Source organism: Actinopolyspora sp. BKK2, from assembly GCF_011291845.1.
GTDB classification, from domain to species: domain Bacteria; phylum Actinomycetota; class Actinomycetes; order Mycobacteriales; family Pseudonocardiaceae; genus Actinopolyspora; species Actinopolyspora saharensis.
On record NZ_JAANTE010000008.1, the window covers coordinates 114,434 to 137,918 of the forward strand.

Annotated in this window: 21 protein-coding genes; 17 read left to right on the top strand and 4 right to left on the bottom strand. The window is 70.3% G+C overall.

What is annotated here, in order from left to right:
* Positions 1 to 146: 146 nt before the first annotated feature.
* A complete protein-coding gene (locus tag G9Q41_RS16795) occupies positions 147 to 914 on the bottom strand; it encodes an IclR family transcriptional regulator (protein WP_165633493.1) in 768 nt (255 codons plus the stop codon).
* 199 nt (positions 915 to 1,113) lie between these two features.
* On the opposite strand from G9Q41_RS16795, the gene G9Q41_RS16800 reads away from it, so the two are divergent.
* The 4 genes from G9Q41_RS16800 to G9Q41_RS16815 all read left to right on the top strand — a co-directional run bounded on the left by G9Q41_RS16800 (position 1,114) and on the right by G9Q41_RS16815 (position 5,971).
* Complete coding sequence (locus G9Q41_RS16800; RefSeq protein WP_165633492.1) at positions 1,114 to 2,079, top strand: U32 family peptidase; 966 nt, start codon at positions 1,114 to 1,116, stop codon at positions 2,077 to 2,079.
* A complete protein-coding gene (locus tag G9Q41_RS16805) occupies positions 2,076 to 3,236 on the top strand; it encodes a mandelate racemase/muconate lactonizing enzyme family protein (RefSeq protein WP_165633491.1) in 1,161 nt (386 codons plus the stop codon). Before G9Q41_RS16800 ends, G9Q41_RS16805 begins: the two co-directional genes overlap by 4 nt.
* Positions 3,233 to 4,252, top strand: a complete 1,020-nt coding sequence (locus G9Q41_RS16810) for an alcohol dehydrogenase catalytic domain-containing protein (RefSeq protein WP_165633490.1) — start codon at positions 3,233 to 3,235, stop codon at positions 4,250 to 4,252. The genes G9Q41_RS16805 and G9Q41_RS16810 overlap by 4 nt, the downstream gene beginning before the upstream one ends.
* A gap of 243 nt (positions 4,253 to 4,495) precedes the next feature.
* Positions 4,496 to 5,971: an aldehyde dehydrogenase (NADP(+)) gene (locus G9Q41_RS16815; RefSeq protein ID WP_165633489.1), complete on the top strand. Its 1,476-nt coding sequence runs from the start codon at positions 4,496 to 4,498 to the stop codon at positions 5,969 to 5,971.
* A 165-nt stretch (positions 5,972 to 6,136) separates the two neighbouring features.
* Here G9Q41_RS16815 and G9Q41_RS16820 read toward each other — a convergent pair whose 3' ends face one another.
* Positions 6,137 to 7,021, bottom strand: coding sequence for a LysR substrate-binding domain-containing protein (locus G9Q41_RS16820; RefSeq protein WP_092523718.1), 885 nt, complete (start codon positions 7,019 to 7,021; stop codon positions 6,137 to 6,139).
* A 187-nt stretch (positions 7,022 to 7,208) separates the two neighbouring features.
* Between G9Q41_RS16820 and kdgD the strand changes: the two genes are divergently transcribed.
* From kdgD to G9Q41_RS16885, 13 genes are all read left to right on the top strand, one after another.
* Positions 7,209 to 8,117 (top strand): 5-dehydro-4-deoxyglucarate dehydratase, encoded by a 909-nt coding sequence (gene kdgD, locus G9Q41_RS16825; RefSeq protein ID WP_165633488.1) that lies wholly within the window; start codon positions 7,209 to 7,211, stop codon positions 8,115 to 8,117.
* A gap of 119 nt (positions 8,118 to 8,236) precedes the next feature.
* On the top strand, positions 8,237 to 9,802 hold the full coding sequence (locus tag G9Q41_RS16830; RefSeq protein WP_165633569.1) for an aldehyde dehydrogenase (NADP(+)): 1,566 nt from the start codon (positions 8,237 to 8,239) through the stop codon (positions 9,800 to 9,802).
* Between the two features lie 302 nt (positions 9,803 to 10,104).
* Positions 10,105 to 11,463: an enolase C-terminal domain-like protein gene (locus tag G9Q41_RS16835; protein ID WP_165633487.1), complete on the top strand. Its 1,359-nt coding sequence runs from the start codon at positions 10,105 to 10,107 to the stop codon at positions 11,461 to 11,463.
* Positions 11,464 to 11,920: 457 nt separating this feature from the next.
* Positions 11,921 to 13,429: a gluconate:H+ symporter gene (locus tag G9Q41_RS22080; RefSeq protein ID WP_165633486.1), complete on the top strand. Its 1,509-nt coding sequence runs from the start codon at positions 11,921 to 11,923 to the stop codon at positions 13,427 to 13,429.
* Between the two features lie 87 nt (positions 13,430 to 13,516).
* The gene (arfB, locus tag G9Q41_RS16845; protein WP_092523710.1) at positions 13,517 to 13,954 is read left to right on the top strand and encodes an alternative ribosome rescue aminoacyl-tRNA hydrolase ArfB; all 438 of its coding nucleotides are present in this window, start codon (positions 13,517 to 13,519) and stop codon (positions 13,952 to 13,954) included.
* A 391-nt stretch (positions 13,955 to 14,345) separates the two neighbouring features.
* Positions 14,346 to 15,263: a patatin-like phospholipase family protein gene (locus tag G9Q41_RS16850; protein WP_165633485.1), complete on the top strand. Its 918-nt coding sequence runs from the start codon at positions 14,346 to 14,348 to the stop codon at positions 15,261 to 15,263.
* Between the two features lie 152 nt (positions 15,264 to 15,415).
* Positions 15,416 to 15,718, top strand: coding sequence for an urease subunit gamma (locus tag G9Q41_RS16855; protein WP_043576948.1), 303 nt, complete (start codon positions 15,416 to 15,418; stop codon positions 15,716 to 15,718).
* A 9-nt stretch (positions 15,719 to 15,727) separates the two neighbouring features.
* Positions 15,728 to 16,078, top strand: coding sequence for an urease subunit beta (locus tag G9Q41_RS16860; protein WP_165633484.1), 351 nt, complete (start codon positions 15,728 to 15,730; stop codon positions 16,076 to 16,078).
* Positions 16,075 to 17,814: an urease subunit alpha gene (locus tag G9Q41_RS16865; RefSeq protein ID WP_165633483.1), complete on the top strand. Its 1,740-nt coding sequence runs from the start codon at positions 16,075 to 16,077 to the stop codon at positions 17,812 to 17,814. Before G9Q41_RS16860 ends, G9Q41_RS16865 begins: the two co-directional genes overlap by 4 nt.
* Positions 17,815 to 17,826: 12 nt before the next feature.
* The gene (locus G9Q41_RS16870) at positions 17,827 to 18,570 is read left to right on the top strand and encodes an urease accessory UreF family protein (RefSeq protein ID WP_165633482.1); all 744 of its coding nucleotides are present in this window, start codon (positions 17,827 to 17,829) and stop codon (positions 18,568 to 18,570) included.
* Positions 18,560 to 19,294: an urease accessory protein UreG gene (gene ureG / locus G9Q41_RS16875; RefSeq protein WP_165633481.1), complete on the top strand. Its 735-nt coding sequence runs from the start codon at positions 18,560 to 18,562 to the stop codon at positions 19,292 to 19,294. The genes G9Q41_RS16870 and ureG overlap by 11 nt, the downstream gene beginning before the upstream one ends.
* Positions 19,291 to 20,049: an urease accessory protein UreD gene (locus tag G9Q41_RS16880; protein WP_165633568.1), complete on the top strand. Its 759-nt coding sequence runs from the start codon at positions 19,291 to 19,293 to the stop codon at positions 20,047 to 20,049. The genes ureG and G9Q41_RS16880 overlap by 4 nt, the downstream gene beginning before the upstream one ends.
* Positions 20,050 to 20,216: 167 nt before the next feature.
* Positions 20,217 to 21,104: an endonuclease gene (locus G9Q41_RS16885; protein WP_165633480.1), complete on the top strand. Its 888-nt coding sequence runs from the start codon at positions 20,217 to 20,219 to the stop codon at positions 21,102 to 21,104.
* Here the strand turns inward: G9Q41_RS16885 and G9Q41_RS16890 are convergent.
* Together G9Q41_RS16890 and G9Q41_RS16895 are read right to left on the bottom strand one after the other, a co-directional pair.
* Positions 21,101 to 22,705, bottom strand: a complete 1,605-nt coding sequence (locus G9Q41_RS16890; RefSeq protein WP_165633479.1) for an ATP-binding cassette domain-containing protein — start codon at positions 22,703 to 22,705, stop codon at positions 21,101 to 21,103. The two genes, G9Q41_RS16885 and G9Q41_RS16890, sit on opposite strands and share 4 nt — an antisense overlap.
* Positions 22,702 to 23,478 carry an ABC transporter permease subunit gene (locus G9Q41_RS16895; protein ID WP_207631353.1) on the bottom strand — a complete coding sequence of 259 codons (777 nt, stop codon included), beginning with the start codon at positions 23,476 to 23,478 and terminating at the stop codon, positions 22,702 to 22,704. Before G9Q41_RS16895 ends, G9Q41_RS16890 begins: the two co-directional genes overlap by 4 nt.
* Positions 23,479 to 23,485: the final 7 nt, after the last annotated feature.

Here is a 23,485-nt window from a genome sequence, read left to right on the forward strand (position 1 = left end):
AGGCACCTACACAACGTCGAGGCTGTCCTCGCCGGGCACTCGACTGAGACCCCGCGGGCGGTCGGGCTGCTCAGGCTCGTAAGCGCCTGCGGTGAGGTCCGGGAGAAGCTCCCCGAGCGGCCCGTCGACCGCGGCGGGGCTCTGCGTCATCCCGCGCGGTGCCCCAACCTCTCGGAGAGGTTGGCGGCGCCGCGCATCACCGTCTCGGTGAGTCCCCGCTCGACTTCCTCGTCCCACCTGAGGATGGGAACCGCGATGCTCATGGCGGCCACCACCTCGGCCGAGTGGTCGTACACGGGCGCCGCGACGCAGGCGACCGAATCATTGGACTCGCAGTGCTCCCGGGCGCGTCCGGAACGTTCGCGGACCTCGGCGAGCTCGGCGAGCAGACTCCGGTAGTCGGTGATGCTGTTGGCGGTCATCGGCGACAGCGTGCTCGAGCCGTAGAGCTCGTCGAGCTTGTCCGCGGAAAGCGGTGCCAGCAGGGCCTTGCCCACCGCCGTGCAGTGGGCGGGAAGACGCCTTCCCACGGCCGATACCATGCGCACCGGGTGCCTGCTGTCCACCTTGGCGATGTAGAGCACCTCGGTCCCCTCGCGGATCCCGATGTGCACGGTCTCGTTGCACTCCCGCGAGGTCTCCTCGGCGGCGAGCTGTCCCTCGCGGGCGAGGTCCAGCCGGTCGGCGTAGGCGGAGCCCAGCTGGAAACTCCGGACTCCCAGCCTGTACCTGGAACCGCTGCTGCCCGCGTGGGTGAGGTACCCGCGCTCCACGAGCGTTCCGAGCAGCTCGTGCACCGTCGTGCGGGGGAGATTCAGCCTGGTGGTGATCTCCGGGGCGCTCAGTTCCGCTTCGTCCAGGAACAGTTCCAGTATGTCGAAAGCCCGCTGCAAAGCGGGTACTGCTCGTGCCACAGCGGTCGCCCCCTCGGTTCTTCGACGGATGAGCTCCGATCGGGCCGGATCCGTGAGCTGGTCCTTGGCCGACACGTGACCGGTATTTCGAACAGTTTACCGGAAATCGGAAGACGCGGTTCGAAGGACTCGCCTATTGACCTGGTGAGGCATGTGCGGCTACGTTGTCGAACAACGTCCGATATTTCGAACGGAGTGGGTGTTGGAAGCACGAACGTTCTTGCGATCCCAGGGGTTGCCCGCCGAGGACGCCGAAGAACCCCCTGCGAGCTCCCGGCGTTTCCCCGACGGGGCGCAGTATCGCGTGGAGATCCCGAGCACCGAGGGGCCCGAGGTGCTCGACGCCGTCCTGTCCGAAGCCGCGGAACGGGACGTCCCCGTGCACCGCATTTCCCAGGGCAGCGGGGCCATGATGCTCACGGACACCGAGCTCGCCGAGATGGCCGCCACGGCGGGGCGGAACCACGCGGAGCTGAGCCTGTTCGCCCGTCCGCAGGCGGGATGGCACACCGGAGCGATGGTGGGATCCCGGGTCGGTGCTTCCATAGCGGCCCAGGCCCGCGGCACCGATCAACTCGCCCACGTGCTGGAGGACGTGCGCCGAGCCGCCGACGCCGGTGTGCGCAGCGTGCTGATCACGGACCTCGGGGTGCTCTCGATCGCGGCGCGGATGCGCGAGGACGGGACGTTGCCCGCGGACATGTGCTTCAAGTGCAGTGTCCAAATGGCTCTGTCCAATCCGGTTTCCATCGCGATCGCGGAGAGGCTCGGCGCCGACACCTACAACGTGCCGACGGACCTCTCCATCGGTCAGCTGGCCTCCATACGCGCGGCCACCGACCTGCCGCTCGACATCTACATCGAGTCCCCGGACGACCTGGGCGGATTCGTCCGGCACTACGAGATAGCCGAGATAGTCCGGGTCGCCGCACCCGTCTACGTCAAGTTCGGGCTGCGCAACGCCCCCGACATCTATCCCAGCGGTGGCCACCTGACCCCCACGGCCGTCGCGCTCGGTCGGGAACGCGTGCGTCGTGCCCGCATCGGCCTGGACATGTTGCACCGCTACATGCCGGAGGCCACGACCTCGGAACTGCCTGCCCCAGGACTCGCCGTCCCGCGCGGTGAGTCCGCGACGAGCGAGAAGGCGAGTGATCTCAGGTGAAAATCACGAAGGTCGAACCCCTGGTCCTCGGGACTCCCTGGAGGGACATGACCTACGTCCGCCTGCACACCGACGACGGCTTCGTCGGGGTGGGCGAGACGCGGATGCTGGGGCACACCGAGGCGCTGCTCGGCTACCTCAACGAGGCCGCGCGCAACCACGTCGTCGGCGCCGACCCGTTCAACATCGAATCCCTGGTGTGGCGGATGAAGCGCGGTGACTACGGCCGCGCGGGCGAGGTCGTGATGTCCGGCATCGCCTGCGTGGAGATGGCGTGCTGGGACATCGTCGGCAAGGCGCTGGGCGAACCGGTCTGGCGACTGCTCGGCGGCAACGTCCGGGACCGGGTCAAGGCCTACGCCAACGGCTGGTACACGGTGGAGCGCACTCCGGAGCAGTTCCACGAGGCGGCCCGCGCGGTGGTGGACAGCGGGTACCGGGCGCTGAAGTTCGACCCGTTCGGCCCGGGGCGCTGGGAGCTGGAGCTCGAGGAGTCGCGCCGCTCGGTCGAGCTGGTGGAAGCCGTGCGGGACGCGGTGGGCCCCGACGTCGAGGTCCTCATCGAGATGCACGGGCGGTTCACCCCGGCGGAAGCGACCCGGATCGCCGGTGAGCTGGCCCGGTTCTCGCCCAGCTGGATCGAGGAGCCGGTGCCGCCGGAGAACATCGAGGCGCTGAGCAAGGTCTCCGCGGCGACCCCGCTGGCTGTCGCGACCGGGGAGCGCATCCACGACCGCTTCGAGTTCCGGGAGCTGTTCTCCAGGCAGGCGGCCGACATCATCCAGCCCGACATCGGGCACTTCGGCGGCATCTCGGAGGCCCGCAAGGTGGCCGCGACCGCGGAGACCCACTACGTGCTGGTCGCCCCGCACAACGTGGGCGGGCCGGTGCTCACGGCCGCCAACCTGCACCTCGCCGCGGTGACCGAGAACTTCAAAATCCAGGAGCACTTCAACGACTTCGCGGACGCGCACGTGAAGCAGGCGGCACCCGGACTGCCCGAGGTCGAGGACGGCTACTTCGAGCTGCCCACCGCCCCCGGGCTCGGGGTGGAGCTCGACGTGGACTTCGTGCGCGAGCACCCGGCCAGCGGAGCCCGGTTCGACCTCTACGCCGAGGACTGGCACTTCCGCGGGACGAAGGAGAAGGCCTCATGAGCGATTCCGCCCGCGAGGTGCGGATCGAGCGGCCGGGAAGCCTGCGGGTCGTTCCCGGCGAGCCCACACCCCCCGGCCCGCGCGAGGCCATGGTCGAGGTCGTCCGCAGCGGGATCTGCGGATCGGACCGGGAGGTGTTCACCGGAGGCAGGCCCCCCGAGTTCGTGCGCTACCCGGTGGTTCCCGGGCACGAGTGGTCGGGGCGGGTCGTGGCCGTCGGATCCGAGGTGGACGAGGGCCTGAGCGGTCGCCTCGTCGTGGGCGAGGGCTTCCGCGGGTGCGGTGTGTGCCCGGCGTGCAGGCGCGGGGACAACAACCTCTGCGCCGACCAGTACGACGAGACCGGGTTCACCAGTCCGGGTGGGTGGGCCACCTACCTGACCCTGCCCGCGCGGCTGCTGCACGTGCTTCCCGACGACGCGGACGCACGCAGCGCGGCGGCCCTGGAGCCGGCGGCCTGCGCCGCGGCGGCCACCCTCAAACTCGCGGCTGTGCCGGGGGAGCGGGTGGCCGTCGTCGGGGGCGGAAGCCTCGGGCTGCTCGCGACGCAGCTCATCGCCTCGACCTCGCCCGCGGAGCTGACCCTGGTGGAACCGAACGAGGCCCGCGCGGAGATCGCGGAGGCGTGCGGTGCGGGCAGGGTCTGCTCGCCCGAGGACGCCAAGAGCAGGTTCGGGGGCTACGACGCCGTCGTCGAGGCCGCCGGAGCGTCGGGAACGGCGGACCTGGCCACGCGCCTGGCCCGCCCCGGTGGGCGCGTCGTGCTCACCGGGGTGGCCGCGGCGGACTCAGCGCCGCCCGATCCGGCCCACCTGGTCCTGTCCCAGATCACGGTGCACACCGTGTTCGGTGCTCCCTCCCGGGCGTGGGGGCACGCGGTGGCGAGCTTCACCAGCGGTGCCCTCGACCCGGCGTTGATCATCACCAGGGAGCTCGATCTCGGCGATGCCGAGAGAGCGCTCCGGGACCTGGGAGACAACCGCGGACGGGATGTGAAGACGTTGCTGTGCCCCTGAGCGAGCACCAGCGAGAAGTCCTCGTCGGGAGCTCGCCGACTTCGAGGGGATCCGGCGGTGTCCGAAGTGCTTCCCGCCGTGACGGTGTCGTGATCTCCTGTCCGTGCGGGGGCTCCGTGCACGAACCGCCCGCGAGGAGGTCCCCGCGGATCCCCGGACGGAGGTTTCGCGCGAAACCTCCCCGAGCTTTCGGCGAGGAACCGCCCGACGACAACGAACGAACCGAGGAGGTTGCGCAACTCCATGACATCGACACGTTCGACCCCGGCCCCGACCGCGGAGCTCGAAACCGTCCTCGACAGCGCGAAAGCGGCCTCCGAGAAGCTGGAGAGCGCTCGGCCGGGTGAACTGGCCGGGATGCTGCGCGGTGTCGCCGACGCGCTGGAAGGGGCCACCGAGGAACTCGTGCCGCTGGCCCAGCGGGAGAGCGGCCTGCCGGAGGGCAGGCTGCGTGGTGAGCTGGTCCGGACGACCTTCCAGCTGCGGCTGTTCGGCGACGTCGTCGAGGAGGGCTCCCACCTGGGGGCCACGCTCGACTCTCCCGCCCCGGACTGGCCGACGGGGGCGCGCCCCGACATGCGGCGCGTTTCCCTGCCGCTGGGTCCGGTCCTGGTGTTCGCGGCCAGCAACTTCCCCTTCGCCTTCAGCGTGGCCGGGGGCGACACCGCCTCGGCCCTGGCGGCGGGCTGCCCGGTCGTGGTCAAGGCGCACCCGGGGCACCCGGAGCTGTCCCGGCGCACCGCCGAGCTCGTGACCACCGCACTGCGGGAAGCGGGCGCTCCGGAAGGCACCTTCGCCCTCATCGAGGGCACGGAGAACAGCCAGGCCGCGGTGCTCGACGGGCGCGTCAAGGCGGGCGCCTTCACCGGCTCGAACAGCGGAGGCCGGGCACTGTTCGACCTGGCCTGCTCCAGGGACGAGCCCATCCCCTTCTACGCCGAGATGGGCAGCGTGAACCCGGCGTTCGTCACCCCGGAGGCCGCCGAGCAGCGCGGCGGCGAGATAGCGCGCGGTTATCTCGACTCCTACACGCTGGGCGTGGGCCAGTTCTGCACCAAGCCGGGACTGCTGTTCGTTCCCCAGCAGGCGCTGCGGGAGTTCGAGGAAACCCTGGTTCCCGAGGTGCGGCAGCGCGGCGCGGCACCGATGCTCAGTTCGGGGATCGCCAACGCCTTCAGCGAGAGCCTGAACTCGCTGCGGGAGCACTCGGCGGTCCGGGAGCTGGTCACCGGCGGTCACTCCGAGGACGGGGTGACCCCGACGCTGCTGAGCACCACGGCCGAGGAGCTGCTGGCGAACCCCGATGAGCTGATGGGGGAGTGCTTCGGCCCGGTTTCCCTGCTCGTGGGCTACTCGGACACCGACCAGCTGCTCGAGGCCGCCGCGGCCTTCTCCGGGGAGCTGACGGCCACCGTCCAGGGCGCGGAGAACGAGAAGGTCGTCGAGTCGCTGTTCGAGACCCTGCGCAGCAGGGCCGGGCGTCTGGTGTGGAACGGCTGGCCGACCGGCGTGAGCGTCAGCTACGCGATGCAGCACGGCGGTCCGTATCCGGCCACCACCGCTCCGACGCACACCTCGGTGGGCACGGCCGCCGTGGAACGCTTCCTGCGGCCCGTCTCGTTCCAGAACGCTCCCGCGGCGGTGCTTCCGGAGGCGTTGCGCGACGACAATCCGCTCGGGATCCCGCGCCGGGTGGACGGCAAGCTGCACTCCGCGTGACCGGTCCGTCCGGGACGGGGCTTCCGGGCGCGATCACTTCGGCGCCGGGCACGCACGAGCGTGTCCGGCGCCTTCTCGTTTCCGGGGAGGCCGGGGCGGTGCGTTGTCCCGCACCGCTCCGGCCCGTGCGGCGGCTCGGCTGCGCGGACCTTTCCCAGGACTTCCTCAACCCCCCAGGTGGGTGAGCAGTGCCTCCAGCGCGGGATTGTCGTTGCTGGTCCGCCAGGCCGCGTGCAGTTCGACCGGCTCGGGGACCGGCAGCCGGACCTCGCGGAAGACGACTCCGGACATTCCCAGGCGAGTGGCCGCGGCGGGCACCAGCGCTGCGCCCAGCTCCACTTCGACCAGGGCCAGCATCGTGTGGATCTGGCTCACGTACTGCCGGTACCGCGGGGCGACCCCGGCCTCCCGGAACATGCCGACCAGCAGCTCGTGGAAGTAGCGGGCCTCCGTCGGGGAGTACATCACCAGGTCCCGCTCGGCCAGCTCGGTGAGCGCGAGCGGTTCCGAGGTGCGCACTGCCAGCGGGTGCCGCATCGGCAGCGCCACGAGCAGTCGCTCCGCCAGCAGCCGCTTCGAGCTCAGCGCGGGATCCGACACCGGGGGGCGGATGAGCCCCAGGTCGAGTGAGCCCTCCGCCAGCAGCTTCAGCTGGTCGCGGGTGACCAGCTCCCGCAGCTGTATGTCGACGTGCGGCAGGTGCTCCTGCGCCGTCTCCACCAGACCGCCGAGCACCTCGTAGGCCGAGGTCGCCGTGAACCCGATCCGTATCGACCCGGACACCCCCGTGCTGACCCGGCGCGCCGAGTGGATCGCGTTTTCCGCCTCGTACACCAGGTTCCTGGCGTCGCGCAGGAACTTCTCCCCGGCCGGGGTGAGCCGCACGGTGCGGCTTCCGCGGTCGATCAGCCGCGTGTCCAGTTCCCGCTCCAGCTGCTGGATGTGCCTGCTCAGCGGGGGTTGGGTCAGCTGGAGCCGTTCGGCGGCGCGACCGAAGTGCAGTTCGTCGGCCACGGCTATGAAGCTGCTCAATTGCGTGAAGGTGAACATTGATGCTCTTCCGGTATCAGTGGATGCCAAATCGGAGTTGGACGCGCATCGATTCTCAGCCCTACCGTCGAACCCATCGACACCCGGGTGATGCCGAGCACAGCGCCGAGGTGATCCCGTCCGGGAGAACCGGGTGCTTGTCCGGCCGCCACGGCTCAGCGACTCACGAGGGGAACACTTTTCGATCATGACCCGTTGTACGCCGAATCAACTGGCAGCACAGCTCGGTTCGGGGCTCCTGTCGTTCCCGGTCACGCACTTCCGCGCGGACCTGGGCTTTGACGAGGCGCAGTACCGCCGGCACATCGACTGGCTCGCGAGCTTCGGTCCCGCCGGGCTGTTCGCGGCGGGAGGCACCGGGGAGTTCTTCTCGCTGACTCCCTCCGAAGTGGAGAGAGTGGTCGCGACGGCCGTCTCCGCGGCCCCCGCGGAGCTTCCCGTGGTGGCGCCTGCCGGTTACGGGACCGAGATGGCGGCTGAGATGGCCCGCTCCGCGGAACGAACGGGAGCGGACGGGGTGCTGCTCTTCCCGCCCTACCTGACCGAGTGCGACCAGCGGGGGCTGGCCGCTCACGTGCGGACCGTCTGCGCGGCCACCGAGCTGGGCGTGGTCGTCTACAACCGGGCGAACGGCGTGCTGGACGACGTCACCCTCGCCGAACTGGTCGAGCAGTGCCCCAACCTGGTCGGTTTCAAGGACGGCGTGGGCAATGTGGACGCCATGGCCAGGATCCGCGCCCGCATCGGTGACCGGCTCACCTACGTGGGAGGGCTGCCGACGGCCGAGATGTTCGCGCTGCCCTACGCGGAGCTGGGCGTGACCACCTACTCCTCGGCCATGTTCAACTTCGTGCCCCGCTACGCGCTCGACTTCTACGAGGCGGTCCGGAACAGGGACGCGGAGACCGTCCACGGCAGGATCAGGGACTTCGTCCTGCCGTACTGCGAGATCAGGGACCGGCGCCGCGGCTACGCGGTGAGCATCGTCAAGGCGGGGATGAAGGCGATCGGTCGCCCCGCGGGCCCGGTGCGCCCTCCCCTGGTGGACCTCGACGCGGAGGAACTGGACAGCTTGACCCGACTGGTCGAGGACTGACGACCGGAGGCCTCCGACTCGGCCGCCGCGGATGGCCGTTCGGTCGAACACGCGCAAAGACCCCGGGATGAACGGGACCGGAAAGCGAGAGGAATTTGGTGAGCGAACCCACCGGCAGCATGCTGATAGCGGGAGAGGCCGTTCGCGGGCAGGGGAAACGGCTGCGGGCCGTGGACCCCTCCACGGGAGGGGAGCTGGCTCCCGAGTTCGGCGACGGCGCGGGAGCCGAGGTTCGTCGGGCCTGCCAGGCCGCCGAGGAGGCCTTCGAGGACTACCGCGCTCTTCCCGCGGAGCGCCGTGCGGTGTTCCTGGAAACGGTCGCCGACAACATCGAGGCGATCGGCGAACCGCTCATCGAGCGGGCACACGCCGAGACGGGCCTGCCGAAGGCGCGGGTGACCGGTGAACGCGCCCGCACCACCGGGCAGCTGCGGCTGTTCGCGGAAGTCGTCCGGGAGGGCAGCCACAGCGGAGCCCGCATCGACCCCGCGCGTTCCGGCCAGGACCTGCCCGCCCGCCCGGACATCCGCCAGCGCAGAGTGGCGCTGGGGCCGGTCGCGGTCTTCGGGGCGAGCAACTTCCCGCTGGCCTTCTCGGTTGCGGGAGGCGACACCGCCTCGGCCCTGGCCGCGGGCTGTCCCGTGGTCGTCAAGGGCCACGAGGCGCACCCCGGAACCTCCGAACTGGTCGGGCGGGCCGTCACCGATGCCGTGGCCTCCTGCGGGCTGCCCGCGGGCACCTTCTCGCTGCTGTTCGGCGCGGACCCGGCAGTGGGTGGGGAACTGGTCGCCGACCCCGCGATCCGGGCCGTCGGGTTCACCGGATCGCGAAAGGCGGGCATGGCCCTGCGCTCGATCGCGCTGAATCGGGAGCACCCCGTACCCGTCTACGCGGAGATGAGCAGCGTGAACCCGGTTTTCCCGCTCGAGGGGGCGTTGGCAGACGACGCTGAGGGACTGGGCGAGCGGTTCGTCGGTTCCCTGACCCTGGGCTCCGGCCAGTTCTGCACCAACCCCGGACTCGTGGTGGGCGCGGAAGGCGACGGGATGACCGCCTTCCTCGAAGCGGCGGAGCGCGCCGTGGCCGGAACCGAACCCACCACGATGCTCACGCCCGCGATCGCGGCCGAGTACGAGCGGGGCGTGGCCGAGCTGGCCGAGCGCGACGGGGTATCCCTGCTTGCGCGGGGGCGGACGAGTGAGGCCCCGAACACCTGCAGGCCCGCGTTGCTGGTGACCGACGCCGAGACCTTCCTCGCCGACGCGGCGTTCCTGCAGCGGGAGGTCTTCGGCGCGTGCTCCCTGGTGGTCCGCTGCCCGGACCGGGAGCGGGTCCGCGAGGTGGCCCGCGCACTGGAAGGACAGCTGACCGCGACGGTGCACGCGAACCGGGAGGACCACGAGGCGGCGGAGGAACTGCTGCCCCTGCTGGAACGGACCGCGGGAAGGGTGCTGTTCAACGGGTGGCCGACCGGAGTGGAGGTCGGACACGCCATGGTCCACGGCGGTCCGTACCCGGCCACGACGGATCCGCGGAGCACCTCCGTGGGAACGGCGGCGATCGAGCGGTTCCTGCGTCCCGTCGCCTACCAGGACGTGCCCGCCGAACTGCTCCCCGGAGCGGTGTCCGAGTCCAATCCGGACGGGATTTGGCGACGGGTGGACGGTGAGCTCGCGAAGGACTGACCGGATCAGGTGAGAGCGGTGCTGTGGGGCCCGTCCGCGTCCGGCGGGGAGATTCCCGGAGCGGTCCCGCTGCCCCGGTGACTGCGCGGTCGCGGTGCACTTCGGCGTTCGCCGTCGTGCACCGGACCGGGCCGCGGGGAGAGGTACTCGCTCGACCGGGAATCCGATTTTCGGGAAATTCCCGAACGGAAACGCGATCGAACGTCGATTTTTCTTCCGCGTCCGGCGGAAAATTCGTTTCCGTGGTTTTCGTTCCGAGTCGTGCCCTTCGCGGTGGAGGGCGCATCACGGGGAGGTTTGTCATGAACGGTCGGTTCGACGCCGCGCACGGTCCGGTGGTCACCGGAATGAGGGTGATACCCGTTGCCGGCCAGGACAGCATGCTGCTCAATCTCAGCGGTGCGCACGGGCCGATCTTCACCCGCAACCTGGTGGTGCTGGAGAGCTCCACCGGCGACCTCGGGGTGGGCGAGGTCCCCGGCGGGGAGGAAATCCGCGCCACCCTGGAGGAAAGTCGCGGGGCCGTGCTGAACACACCGGTGGCGAACTACAACTCCGCCCTGCGGCGGGTGCGGAGCTCCTTCGGCCACCGGGACGCGGCGGGCAGGGGCGCGCAGACCTTCGACTCGCGGATCGCCGTGCACGTGCTCAGCGCGCTGGAAGCGGCGCTGCTGGACCTGCTGGGCCGGCACCTCGGGGTCCCGGTGGCCGAGCTGCTGGCGGAGGGAGTGCAGCGGGAACGGATTCCCGCGCTGGGATACCTGTTCTTCGTCGGCGACCCCTCCGGAACCGGGCTGGAGTACCGCCGCAGCGCGGACGAGCCCGCCGACGGGGACGACTGGATGTGGCTGCGCCGCCAGGAGGCCCTCACCGCGGACGGGGTGCTGCGCCTGGCCGAAGCCGCGAAGCAGCGCTACGGCTTCCGCGACTTCAAGCTCAAGGGAGGGGTCCTGTCGAGCGAGCGGGAAGCGGAGGTGGTGCGCGCACTGGCCGAGCGGTTTCCCGAGGCGAGGATCACCCTCGACCCCAACGGCGCCTGGTCGGTGGAGGAGGCGATCGGGGTGTGCCGCGGGCTGGAGGGGGTGCTCGCCTACGCGGAGGACCCGTGCGGAGCGGAGCGGGGATTCTCCGGGCGGGAGACGATGGCGGAGTTCAAACGGGCCACCCGGATGTCCACGGCCACGAACATGATCGCCACCGACTGGCGCGAGCTCGGACACGCGATCACCGCAGGTGCGGTGGACATACCGCTGGCCGATCCGCACTTCTGGACGATGAGCGGTTCCGCCCGGGTGGCCCAGCTCTGCCACGAGTGGGGGCTGACCTGGGGAGTGCACTCGAACAACCACTTCGACGTCTCACTGGCCATGGTCACTCAGGTGGCCGCGGCCGCTCCCGGTGAGATCACGGCCGTGGACACCCACTGGATCTGGCAGGACGGCCAGCGAATCACCACGGCCCCGCCGTCCATCGCGGACGGGAACATCGCGCTGCCGAGCTCGCCCGGGCTCGGTGTGGAACTGGACATGGACCGGGTCCAGGCCGCGCACCGGCTGTACCGCGAGCAGGCCCCCGCCCACCGCGACGACTCGATCGCGATGCGCCGGTTGATCCCCGGATGGTCCTTCGACCCGAGGCGGCCCGCCCTGGAGCGGGACTGAGCCGGGGAACCCCGGCAAGTCCTCGACCGGCCGGTCGGCCGTCACGTGAGCCGGTGCCCTGTCAGCGCTGGAGGGCACCTCGAGCAGCGGCCTGCGCCACGCGCGTCGGCGCCTTGCGGTGCGCTCCGACTCGCGCACCGGAGATCCTCGTCCTGCTCGGACGACGTGCTCGTCCCGAGCGGAACCTTCTGGTGGAAGGTGCTCAGCGGGAGTCGACGGCTCGGTTCCCTCGGGTGGTGGTTACTCGGTGGAACCGCGTGCGGCTCCCGCCCCGGGCAACCCCGGCAGCGGGGAGCGGTCCGTTCGCTCCAGCGGATAAATCCCGCGACGACCGGGGCGGTGAGAACGGAGTCCGAACCCGCTCGGGAGAACGAGCTCTCTCCCGCCGGACCGATTTTGTTCTCGTTCATCCTCTTAATTTTTGTTCTGGAGCTTTCGATTCTTCGGAAGGATTCGGATGGAATCCTGTGGTGCTTGTTCACCCCTGACGGCCGGTGACGGTTCCGCGAATTCGGGAAGCGGTGCGGAGCTGGCCTGGCAGCTCCCCGACTGGGGGCTGCTGTTGTTGCTCGCGGCCGGGATAGTCGCGCTGCTCGTCCTGGTGACCAGGATGAAGATGCACGCTTTCGTGGCGTTGCTTCTGGTCAGCGTGCTGGTCGGTTTCGGGGCCGGGATCAGGCCGGGAAAGATACCGGAGATCCTGCAGTCGGGAATGGGGGAGACGCTCGGTGACATAGCGATCGTCGTGGCGCTGGGAGCGATCCTCGGCCGCATGATGCAGGAGTCCGGGGCCGACCAGGTGCTCTCCCGCGGCATGCTCACCGCCTTCGGTGAGAAGCGGGCTCCGCTGGCCGTGGGGACGACCGCGCTCGTGTTCGGCATACCCGTCTTCTTCGACGTCGGGTTCATCATCCTCGTGCCGCTCATATACGCAGTGGCCACGCGCAGCGGTCGTTCCCCTGTGACCATCGCGCTGCCCGCGATCGGCGGGCTGGCGATGATGCACGCGGTGCTGCCGCCCCACCCCGGCCCCGTGGCGGCAGCCGGGCTGCTCGGAGCCGACCTCGGTTGGGTGGCGTTGATGGGGCTGATCTGCGGGCTCCCCGCCTGGTTCGTCGGCGCCTACCTGTTCGGCAGCCGCATGGGCGACCGGCTGGCGCCGGTCGAGCGGACCGCAGGAGGCGATGCCGAATCCGGTTCCTCCGAAGGAGGGGAGCAGCACGGCTCAGCCGAGCGGAGACTGCCAGGGGACGAGCACGGTTCCGCGGGAACCGACACCGGGGTGCGGCCACCTTCCCTGGGCGTCACTGTCGCGATCATCGTCCTCCCCGTGCTGCTGATCCTGCTGAACACCTTCTCCGAGCTCCTCTTCGAGCCGGGTGCGCTGCGCGAGACGATGAAGTTCATCGGTGCCCCGACCACGGCGCTGATGGTCACGGTCCTGCTGTCGTTCTGGCTGCTCGGACTCCGGGGCGGGTTCGACATGGCCAGGATCGAGAAGGCCGCCTCGGCCTCGCTCGGCCCCGTCGCGCTCGTGCTGCTGGTGACCGGTGCGGGCGGGGTGTTCGGTGCGGTTCTGGAAGCGACGGGAGCGGGGGACGCGCTGGCCGATCTGCTCGGAGCCACCTCGCTGCCCGTCGTGGTGCTGGCCTTCCTGATCGCGACGGCTCTGCGGGTCGCGCTCGGTTCCAAGACGGTGGCCATCGTCACCACCGCGCCGATAGTCGCCCCGCTGATCCAGCAGATGGGGATGTCGCAACCCGAGATCGCGCTGGTGGTGGTGGCCGTCGCCTCCGGAGGGACGGTGCTCTCGCACGTCAACGACTCGGGATTCTGGCTGTTCAACCGCTACATGGACCTCGACATCAAAACGACCCTGAAGACCTGGACGCTGATGGAGACCTTCATGGGCACGGTTGCCTTCCTCGCAGCGGCGCTGGGCAGCGCCGTGCTGGCTGTGGTCTGACTCGGGACCTCGGCCGGAGCCCGCCCTCGGAGCCCGCAGCGCTGGAGGGCATCGCACGCGACGGCGCGGTTGCGGCATCCTCGAGACGTGCCCGAAGACCTGCGCGTGAACCGGCGAGTGACCATACCGGCCTCCGAGCTCGTGGAACGCTTCTCCCGCTCCTCGGGGCCGGGAGGCCAACACGTCAACACCACCGAGACCCGCGTGGAGCTCTCCGTCGACCTGCGGGGGTCGCGGGCGCTGACGGAACAGCAGCGCGAGCACGCGCTCTCCCGGCTCTCCGGGAGGCTTTCCGGCGGAGGGGTGCTCACCGTGGCCGCGGACCGGGAGCGGAGTCAGGTGGCCAACCGGAAGCAGGCCAGGCTCCGCCTCGCGGAGATGTTGGCCGAGGCGCTGCGTCCGGCCCCGCAACCCCGGAGGCGCTCCGGACCGAGCGCCGGGGCCAAGCGCAGACGTCTGGAGGACAAGAGGCACCGCTCGAAGGTCAAGCGGACCAGGGGTAAGGGGCCTCCGGAACGTGAGTGATGGGGGAGGGTCGGCGGTGCCGATTGCTCGGGCTCAGAGCGCTTGCGTTGGGCGGTGCCTTGCGCTGGGAGTTCCTGTGCGGGGTTTCGTAGCGGCTTGGTTTGCTTGCGGCGGTGCCGATTGCCCGGGCTCGTGAGTGCCTGCGTTGGTGGGGTGGCTTCTCCGGGGACCCGGTTCGCGTAGCTGGGTCCGCGCAGCTGGTTTCGTGGCTGTACTTCAGTCGGCAGCCTTGCTGCAGCCCCTCGAGGACGGCGACCGCGCGTCCGGAGCGGTACCGGATATCTTGGTGGCGTGCCGGTGGGACTTCGTCGCCCCCGTGCCGCGGGGCGGCTCCGCCGAACGGGCCCGCACGAACCGGTTCGAGAACGATTCCCGACGGGAGGGGACGCGAATGACGACGGCGTGGGTTCTTCCGGGCGGATCGACCTTCGGAGCCGTGCAGGCCGGTCTGGTCAGCGCGCTCTTCGACGCGGGGCACAGTCCGGACATGCTGGTGGGCACTTCGGCCGGGGCGTTGAACTCGGCCTGGCTGGCCGGTGACCCGACTCCGCACGGTGCCGAGAAGCTGCGCGAGGTGTGGGCGAACATGCGCCGCCGCGACGTCTTCCCGGTCGAACCGACGCGAATACTGGCGGGCAAGATCGGCCTGTCGAACCACGTGATGAGCAACCGGGGGTTGGCGGGGTGGCTGCATCGCACGTTGCCGTTCCGCAGGCTCGAGGAGGCGGAACTGCCCCTCACGGTCACCACGACCGAGCTGGACTCCGGTGAGGCGGTGTACTTCCGGAGCGGTCCCGCACTGCCCGCCCTCGTCGCCTCGTGCTCCATACCAGGGGTCTTCCCACCGGTCGAAGTGGACGGTCGTCGGTACGTGGACGGCGGCCCCGCCGCCTTCATGCCCATAAGCCGCGCCGTGGAGCAGGGAGCCGATCGGGTCTACGTGCTTCCCTGCGGCGGAACCCGGCCGCTGGAGTCCGGCGCCGGGGGATTCGAGAACCTCCCCGCAGCCAGGAGGACGAGCGACTCGATCCCGGCGATCAACGGTGCCGCGCTGAGCGCCGCGATGTACGCGGCGTCCAGACTGGACATGCAGCTCAACGCTTCCCGGTGCGAGCTGTACGTGCTGCCCGCGCCGAAGGTCGACCGGCTCTCCCCGTACTCGTTCCGGCACTCGACCGCGCTGATCCGGTGGGCCCGGAACGCGGCGGCCTCCTGGTTGCCCACGGCACAGCCGGTCCCGGCCGAGCCGGTCGATGTGGCCGGCGTTCCGCTCGTCGCGCGGGAGTCGGTGGAAGCGGCGGACGTCTGAGCGGAAGGCGTGCTCAGCCCGCCTCCTCGCGGGGCGAGCGCGCAGCGGGACGCGGCCTGCCGGGGCGGACGTTTCGGGCGGTTTTGTTTCGTCGCGATGAAGTTCGTGTTTTGAGCCGTGCCCGAACTGGTTCGCGCTGCTAAAAACGTGCCATGCACCTGGCACCTCAGGAGCGGGACAAGCTGCTCGTCTACGTCGCCGCGCAGCTCGCGCGCAGCCGTCTGGAACGCGGACTGCGGATGAACCACCCGGAAGCGATCGCGCTGATCACCGACCACGTGGTCGAAGGGGCCCGCGAGGGCCGCAGCGTCTCCGAGCTGATGTCCAGCGGTCGGCACGTGCTGACACGCGACCAGGTCATGGACGGCGTCCCCGAGATGATCGACGACGTGCAGGTGGAGGCGACCTTCCCGGACGGGACCAAGCTCGTCACCGTGCACTCGCCGATCCAGTAGGAGCTCGCAGTGTACCCAGGACAGATCATTCCGGGGGAGGAGCGCGTTCCGCTGAACCCCGGACGCGAGCGGGTTCGGCTGGTCGTGCTCAACGAGGCCGACCGGCCGGTGCAGGTCGGCTCGCACTACCACTTCGCCGCGGTCAACCCCGGACTGCGGTTCGACAGGCGGGCCGCCTGGGGACATCGACTGGACATACCGGCGGGCACGGCCGTGCGCTTCGAACCCGGTGTCGAGCACGAGGTGCGGCTGGTTCCGATAGCGGGAAGGCGCGAAGTGCCGGGGCTGCGCGGCGAGCACGCGGGTGAGCTGGGCCGAGCGGGACGTTCCGGAGCCATCGAGGAGGAGGCCGAGCAGTGAGCGAGGAGACCGAGGACCCGGGGATTTCCCGCGAGCGCTACGTCGAACTGTTCGGACCGACCACGGGGGACCGGATCCGGCTGGCCGACACCGATCTGCTGCTGGAGGTGACCGAGGACCGCTGCCGGGGACGCACCGGTTCGGGTGAGGAAACCGTGTTCGGCGGCGGCAAGGTCGTCCGCGAATCGATGGGCCAGTCGGTGGCCACGCGCGCCGAGGGAGCTCCCGACACGGTCATAACCGGGGCCGTGATCCTGGACCACTGGGGAGTGGTCAAAGCCGACGTGGCGCTGCGGGACGGCAGGATCACCGGCATAGGCAAGTCCGGCAACCCGGACACCACCGACGGGGTGGACCCCGGCATGGTGATCGGGCCGTCCACCGAGGTGCTCGCGGGCAACGGCAAGATCCTCACCGCGGGCGGCATCGACTGCCACGTGCACTTCATCTGCCCCCAGGAGATCGAGACCGCGCTGGCCTCCGGGGTGACCACCCTGGTCGGTGGCGGGACCGGCCCGGCCGAGGGTTCCAAGGCCACCACCGTCACCCCCGGCGAGTGGAACCTCGCGCGGATGCTGATGGCCGTGGACGACTCGCCGGTGAACATCCTGCTGCTGGGCAAGGGCAACACCGCCGCGGAGGAACCGCTCCGGGAGCAGCTCCGCGCCGGGGCCGGTGGGCTCAAGCTGCACGAGGACTGGGGCTGCACCCCGGCGGCCATCGACACGGCCCTGCGCGTGTCCGACAGCAGCGGGGTCCAGGTCGCCATCCACACCGACACCCTCAACGAGGCGGGCTTTCTCGAGTCCACGCTGCGGGCCGTGGGCAACCGCTCCCTCAACGCCTACCACGCGGAGGGGGCAGGCGGCGGACACGCTCCGGACGTGATCAGGGTGGCGGGGCAGGCCAACATCCTGCCCTCCTCGACCAACCCCACGCGGCCCTACACGGTCAACACCATCGACGAGCACCTGGACATGCTGATGGTGTGCCACCACCTGAACCCCTCGGTCCCCGAGGACCTGGCCTTCGCCGAGAGCCGCATCCGGCCGACCACGATCGCCGCCGAGGACGTGCTGCACGACATCGGCGCCATCTCGATGATCGGTTCCGACGCCCAGGCCATGGGCCGCATCGGGGAGATCGTGACCCGCTCCTGGCAGACGGCTCACGCCATGAAGGCGAGCAGGGGGTCCCTGCCCGGGGACGGGCGGGCGGACAACCTGCGGGCCAGGCGCTACGTGGCCAAGTACACGATCAACCCGGCCGTGGCGCACGGCATCCACGACTCGGTCGGCTCGGTCGAGGTCGGCAAGCTGGCCGATCTCGTGCTCTGGGAGCCGAAGTTCTTCGGCGTCCGGCCGCACGCGGTGCTCAAGGGCGGCTTCGCGGTGCGCGCCGCGATGGGGGACGCGAACGCGTCCATCCCCACCCCGCAGCCGGTGCTCTCCCGTCCGATGTTCGGCGCGACGGGGCGGGCGGCCGCGGCCGGTTCGGTCTCGTTCGTGGCCCCCGAGGCGTTGGAAGCCGGGCTGGCCGAACGGTTGGAGCCGAACAGCGAACCGGTCGCGGTGGCCGACACCAGATCGGTGACCAAGGCCGACATGCGGCTCAACGACGCGACCCCGGACATCGCGGTGGACCCGGACAGCTTCGCGGTGCGCGTGGACGGTGAGCTCATCGAGTCCGAGCCGGTGTCCGAGGTGCCCATGGCACAGCGCTACTTCCTGTTCTGAGCGGGGGCCGCGATGGAGCAGGACTCGACGGTTCCGGAACCGGACGCGGCGGCCGCGACCTCAGGCGCATCGCTGTCCGTGCTCGCGCTGGCCGACGCCCGCCTGCCGGGAGGTGGGCACGCCCATTCGGGAGGTCTGGAGGAGGCGGTGCATCGCGGGGTGGTCGCCGACGCCGGGCAGCTGCGGGAGTTTCTGCACGGCAGGCTGCACGGTGCCGGTGGCCAGGCCGCCGCGTTCGCGGCCGCGGCGGCCCGCGCGGCCGAACGCGGTGCGGGGGCGGAGTACTGGCGGCGCTGGGACGTCGAGTTCGACGCCCGCACACCGTCACCCGCCCAGCGGAACTCCTCGCGTGCCCAGGGACGCGGCACCGCGCGAGCGGGACGCGCCGCGTGGCCCTGCGCGGAGCTCGAGGAGCTCCTCTCGGTCACCACCAGTCCGCATCACCCGGCCGTGGTGGGCGCACTGCTAGGAGCTCGTTCGCTCGGCACCCCGAAGGACGCCGCGGCCGTGGTGGCCTACCTGGCCGTGAGCGGCCCGTCCGCGGCGGCGGTGCGGCTACTGGGGCTGGACCCGTTCGCGGCCAACGCAGCGGTGGCCGCTCTCGAGCGGGACACCGAGCTGATCGCGCGGCGAGCCGCGTCCACGGCCGACTCGCGACCGGAGGACCTTCCGTCCACGGGAGCACCGGCCCTGGACCTGCTCGCCCAAGCACACCAGCGACATCACGAGGAAGAGGTGCGACTCTTTGCGAGCTGAACACCGGCACGAGGACCACGAGCACGAACACCGGCACCCCGTCGACTTCGACCCGACGGCGGCCGGACCGGACCCGTTCGCCTCCGACGGGGCGGCGGGCCGTCCGATGCGCATCGGTGTGGGCGGACCGGTCGGCAGCGGCAAGACCGCGCTGACGGCCGCGCTGTGCCGCGCGCTCGGGAGCGAGCTGGAACTGGCCGTGGTCACCAACGACATCTACACCACGGAGGACGCCGACTTCCTCCGACGGGAGGGCGTGCTGGACGCGAGCAGGGTGGAGGCGGTGCAGACCGGGGCCTGCCCGCACACCGCGATCAGGGACGACATCACCGCCAACCTCGACGCGGTGGAGCGGCTCCAGCACGAGCACCCCGAGCTGGACCTGGTCCTGGTGGAGAGCGGTGGGGACAACCTGACCGCCGTGTTCAGCAGGGGGCTGGCCGACGTCCAGATCTTCGTGGTCGACGTCGCGGGTGGGGACAAGGTCCCCCGCAAGGGCGGGCCCGGGGTGACCACCGCGGACCTGCTGGTGATCAACAAGGTGGACCTGGCCGAGCGGGTCGGAGCCGACATGGACGTGATGTGCTCCGACGCGCGGCGGATGCGCGGCGAGCTGGCGGTGATCACCCAGTCCCTGACGGACGACCCCACCGCCGCGCGGACGGCGACCTGGGTGCGGGACCAGGTGGCCGCTTGGTCCCCGATCGAACCGGCCGGGAAGTGAGGTCGCGGGCACGGCTGGTCGTCGAGCGGGACGCGCGCGGGGATTCGGTGGTGCGCGAACTCCGTTCGCAGGCGCCGCTGACCCTCGTCCCGCGCCGCCGGACGACCGGAACGGGTCGGCGGTCCGTGGTCCACCTGGTGGGCTCGGCGAGCTCGCCGCTGGGAGGTGACGACCTCGCACTGCACGTGAGCGTCGCACCGGGGGCCCGACTGTCGCTGCGCGGTATCGCGGCGACTCTCGCCCTGCCCGGGCACGGCCCCGGGGGCAGTCGCAGTTCCATCCGGATCGAGGTGGCCGAGGGCGGGACCGTCGAGTACCTCCCCGAGCCCACCGTGGTGACCGAGCGGGCCGCGCACCGCGCCGAGCTGTCTGTTCGGCTGGGGGAGCACGCCCGGGTGCGTTGCCTCGAGACCCTCGTTCTCGGGAGGACCGGTGAGCAGCCGGGGCAGCTGCGCACCGATCTCGAGCTGGAGCGCGGCGGGTGCAAACTGCTGCGCAACGGCCTCGACGTCGGCGATCCCGCGCTCGGCGCCAGCCACGGGTATCTCGGCGGAGCGCGGGTGCTGGCCACCGAAGCCGTGGTGTGGGACCGCGATCCGGAAGCGCCCGTCTCGGAGCGGGAGTGGACGTTGGTGCCGCTGGCTTCCGGCGGGGCGCTGACTACCGTGCTCACCGGGGACACGATCACGGCTGGGCGTTGCCTGGAGCGTGCGCGCGCCGCGCATCCGGCCGGAGCCGAGTTCTCCGAGCGGTGAGTTCGTCCTCGAGGGACGCCGCGGGCACGTGACCGCGGTGCTCCGTACGGAGTCCCGGTAATGGTTCCGTGGCCGGTTGGGGTGCTCGGGTGAGGATCATACGGTGGAAATGAGCTTTATTCATTTTTGGTGGTCTTTTTCTCAGGATGATCGGCATGGTGTGACGGATGGCCGCATGGACCGCGGCGCTCGGGATGCTGCTCCCACTGACCGTCGGGGAGGCTGTCGCCTCCTCCGCCGCGGAGGAATCGCTCGCAGGCGGTGGATTCTCCGCGCTCACCTACAACGTCGCCGGACTGCCCGACTGGATCTCGGGGAGTGATCCGGCGACCAACACCCCGTTGATAGGGGAGCGCCTGAACGGATACGACCTGGTCAACGTCCAGGAAGACTTCAACTACCACGACAAGCTCTACGAGCGCGACGACCACCCCCACCGCACCGAGACGGGCGGACCAGCGGTGTTCGGCGACGGACTGAACACGCTCTCCGAGCACCGCTTCGACGAGTTCCGGCGGATCACCTGGGACGACTGCCACGGCACCGACTGCCTCACCCCCAAGGGGTTCACGTTCGCGCGGATCGAGCTCGCGGAGGGAGCGAGCCTGGATCTGTACAACGTGCACGCCAACGCGGGAACCGCTCCGGGTGATCTCGCGGCCAGGAGGTCCAACTTGGACCAGCTGTCGGAGTTCGTCGGGGACACCTCGGAAGGCAACGCGGTGCTGGTGATGGGTGATACCAACACGCGCTACACGCGGGAGGGGGACAACATTCGCGAGCTGGTCGACGCCAACGGGCTGACCGACGCGTGGGTGGCCCTGGAACGCTCCGGGATCCGGCCCACCCTGGGAGCCGAATCGTTGATCTGCGACCAGCAGCGTCCGAGCGATTCCTGCGAGGTGGTGGACAAGGTCCTGTACCGCGACGGTGAAGGGACGGATCTCACCGCGCGGGAGTACGGCAACGAACACACCGCCTTCCTCGACGAAGCGGGCGAGCCGTTGTCCGATCACTTCCCGCACGCGGTGCGTTTCACCTGGAGCGCGGGCTAGCTGGGCGGTCGCCCCGGGCCGCCTGGCAGGGCGGCTCCCGGCACGTCGCGTGCGGCGGTCACCAGCTCCGTCGCCACGGCGGATTCGGGGCGGGCCAACAGCCGTTCGGTCGGCGCGTGTTCGACACACCGTCCCGCGTCGAGCACCAGGATCTCGTCGACGAGCGACGCGACGCCGGGGAGATCGTGGCTGACGAGCACCAGCCCGATCGCTGTTTCCGCGGTGAGCCGGCGCAGCAGTCCGAGCAGCTCGGCCTGACTGACCACGTCCTGGGCGGAGGTGATCTCGTCGCAGACGAGTACGTCGGGTTCGGCCAGCAGGGCCCGCGCCACCGCCGCACGCTGCAACTGCCCACCCGACAATCCCGCCGGACGGCGTCGTGCGGTCGATCTGTCCAGCCCTGCGGAGTCCAGCATCCGTGTTAGCTTCTGCCGGACGGACTCCTCGTCCGCCCTTCCGGCCACCCGGACCGTTCGCGCCAGTTGTGCACCGATCGTCCGGAACTCGTCGAACGAGGCCCGCGCGTTCTGGTGGACGTACTGGATCCGGGTGCGCTGCTCCCGGCTTCTGTGGTTGATGTCGCTCGGCAGCTCCCTGCCGTCCAGCTCAACCCTCCCGGAATCCCGGGCAGCGAGTCCAGCCAGACACCGCGCCAACGTGGTCTTGCCGCTTCCGGATCTGCCCACCACGGCGGTGCGCGAACCAGGAGCGACGCGCAGATCGACACCACGCAACAGCTCCACACCGGAGGGACTTCGTTTGCGTAGGCCGTTAACCTGGAGCCCCCGCGTCGGGGCCTCAGCTTCCCCGCCGCCGGGAATCCGGTCGAGTAGGGGCAGTCGGGGCTCGGCCGCCAACAGTTCGCGGGTGTGCCCGTGTTTGGGCTCACTGAGCACATGCTCAGCCAGACCCTGTTCTACGGCGGAACCGTCGTGCAGCACCAACACCTCGTCGGCCATTCCGCGCGCCGCTCCGAGGTCGTGGGTGAGCAGCACCAGTCCGGTCCCGCTCCGCGCGAGTTCCCGCAGAGTGCGCAGCGTTCCCGCGCGGGTGACCGTGTCCAGTCCGGTGGTGGGCTCGTCGAGCACCAGCAATTCGGGCTCGGCGATCAGCGTGTGAGCCAGTGCCACCCGTTGTTGCTCTCCCCCCGAGAGCTGGTGCGGATAGCGGCGCAGCAGCCGTCGCTCGGGAGTCAGGCCGGCGGTCTCCAAAGCACGTGGCACGGCGGCGCTCCGGTCGGCACGTGTTTCGAAGCGCGCCGCGGCGAACTCGTGGAGCACGCTGCCGACACGACGCACCGGATTGAGCACAGCCGAGGGGTGCTGCGGCAGATAACCGATCCTTCCCGCACGCAGGGCCCTGCGTGCTCGTTCGTGCCGGGTCAGCAGCTCCACACCGTCCAGGCGCACGCTGCCGGAGAGGTCGATGTCCGGACGGTGCTCTCCTTGCAGCGCCAGCCCCAGCGTGGTCTTGCCGCTTCCGGACTCGCCGAGTACGAAAAGTACGGAGCCGCGCCACACCCGCAGGTTCGCGCCTTCGAGCAGTCGGGTGGTCTTTGTGCGCGCCCCCAGCCCGCGCACGTCGAGCAGTGGTTGGTTCAAGTGCGTACCGTCCTTCGCCGCGCCAGCGCCCGATCCACCACGAGATTGACTCCCGTGCACAACGACACCAACGACATCGCAGGAGCCGTGACCGCCCACGGTTGGGTGAACAGCGCGTTCTTGTTGAGCTCGATCAGCACGGCCCAGTCAGGGGCCGCGGAGGACAGACCGAGTCCCAGGAAGTTGGCCGAGGCCATCAAATAGAGCACCAGGTTGACCCGACTTCCCGCATCCACCGCCACGGGCCCGAGAATCGACCGCCCCAGGTAGATCAGCCGGATCCGCCACAGGCGTTCGCCCTGCATCGTCATCGCCTCCAACGCGGTGCTGCACTCCGGTGCCAGCGCGGCCCCTCGCGCGATCCGCACCACGGCAGGCAGCTGCAGTGCGGCGATCGCGACGATCAGTGTGCCCATGCCGCGCCAGCCTGTGGCGGCCAGCACCAGCAGCACCAGCAGTCCGGGCAGTGCGAGCAGGGAGTCCAGCAGTCGCAGCAGCAGGCGGTTCGTCCACTGCCGTCCTCCGACGGTCAGCAGTGCCAATGGAATCCCGGTCAGGTAGGAGAGCAGCAACGCCGCGCCGGTCATGGTCACGATCGAGGTCCCGCCGCTTAGCACCAGGGCCAGGACGTCGCGTCCCAGCTCGTCGGTGCCCAGGGGGTGAGCGTCGCTCGGGGAGGACAGGGCGCCCGCCTCCGAGGCCGTCGATCCGGCCAGGAATGGGCCGATCACCGCCGTGATCAGCGGGAATCCGAGCAGCACCCAACCCGCCACCCCGGGT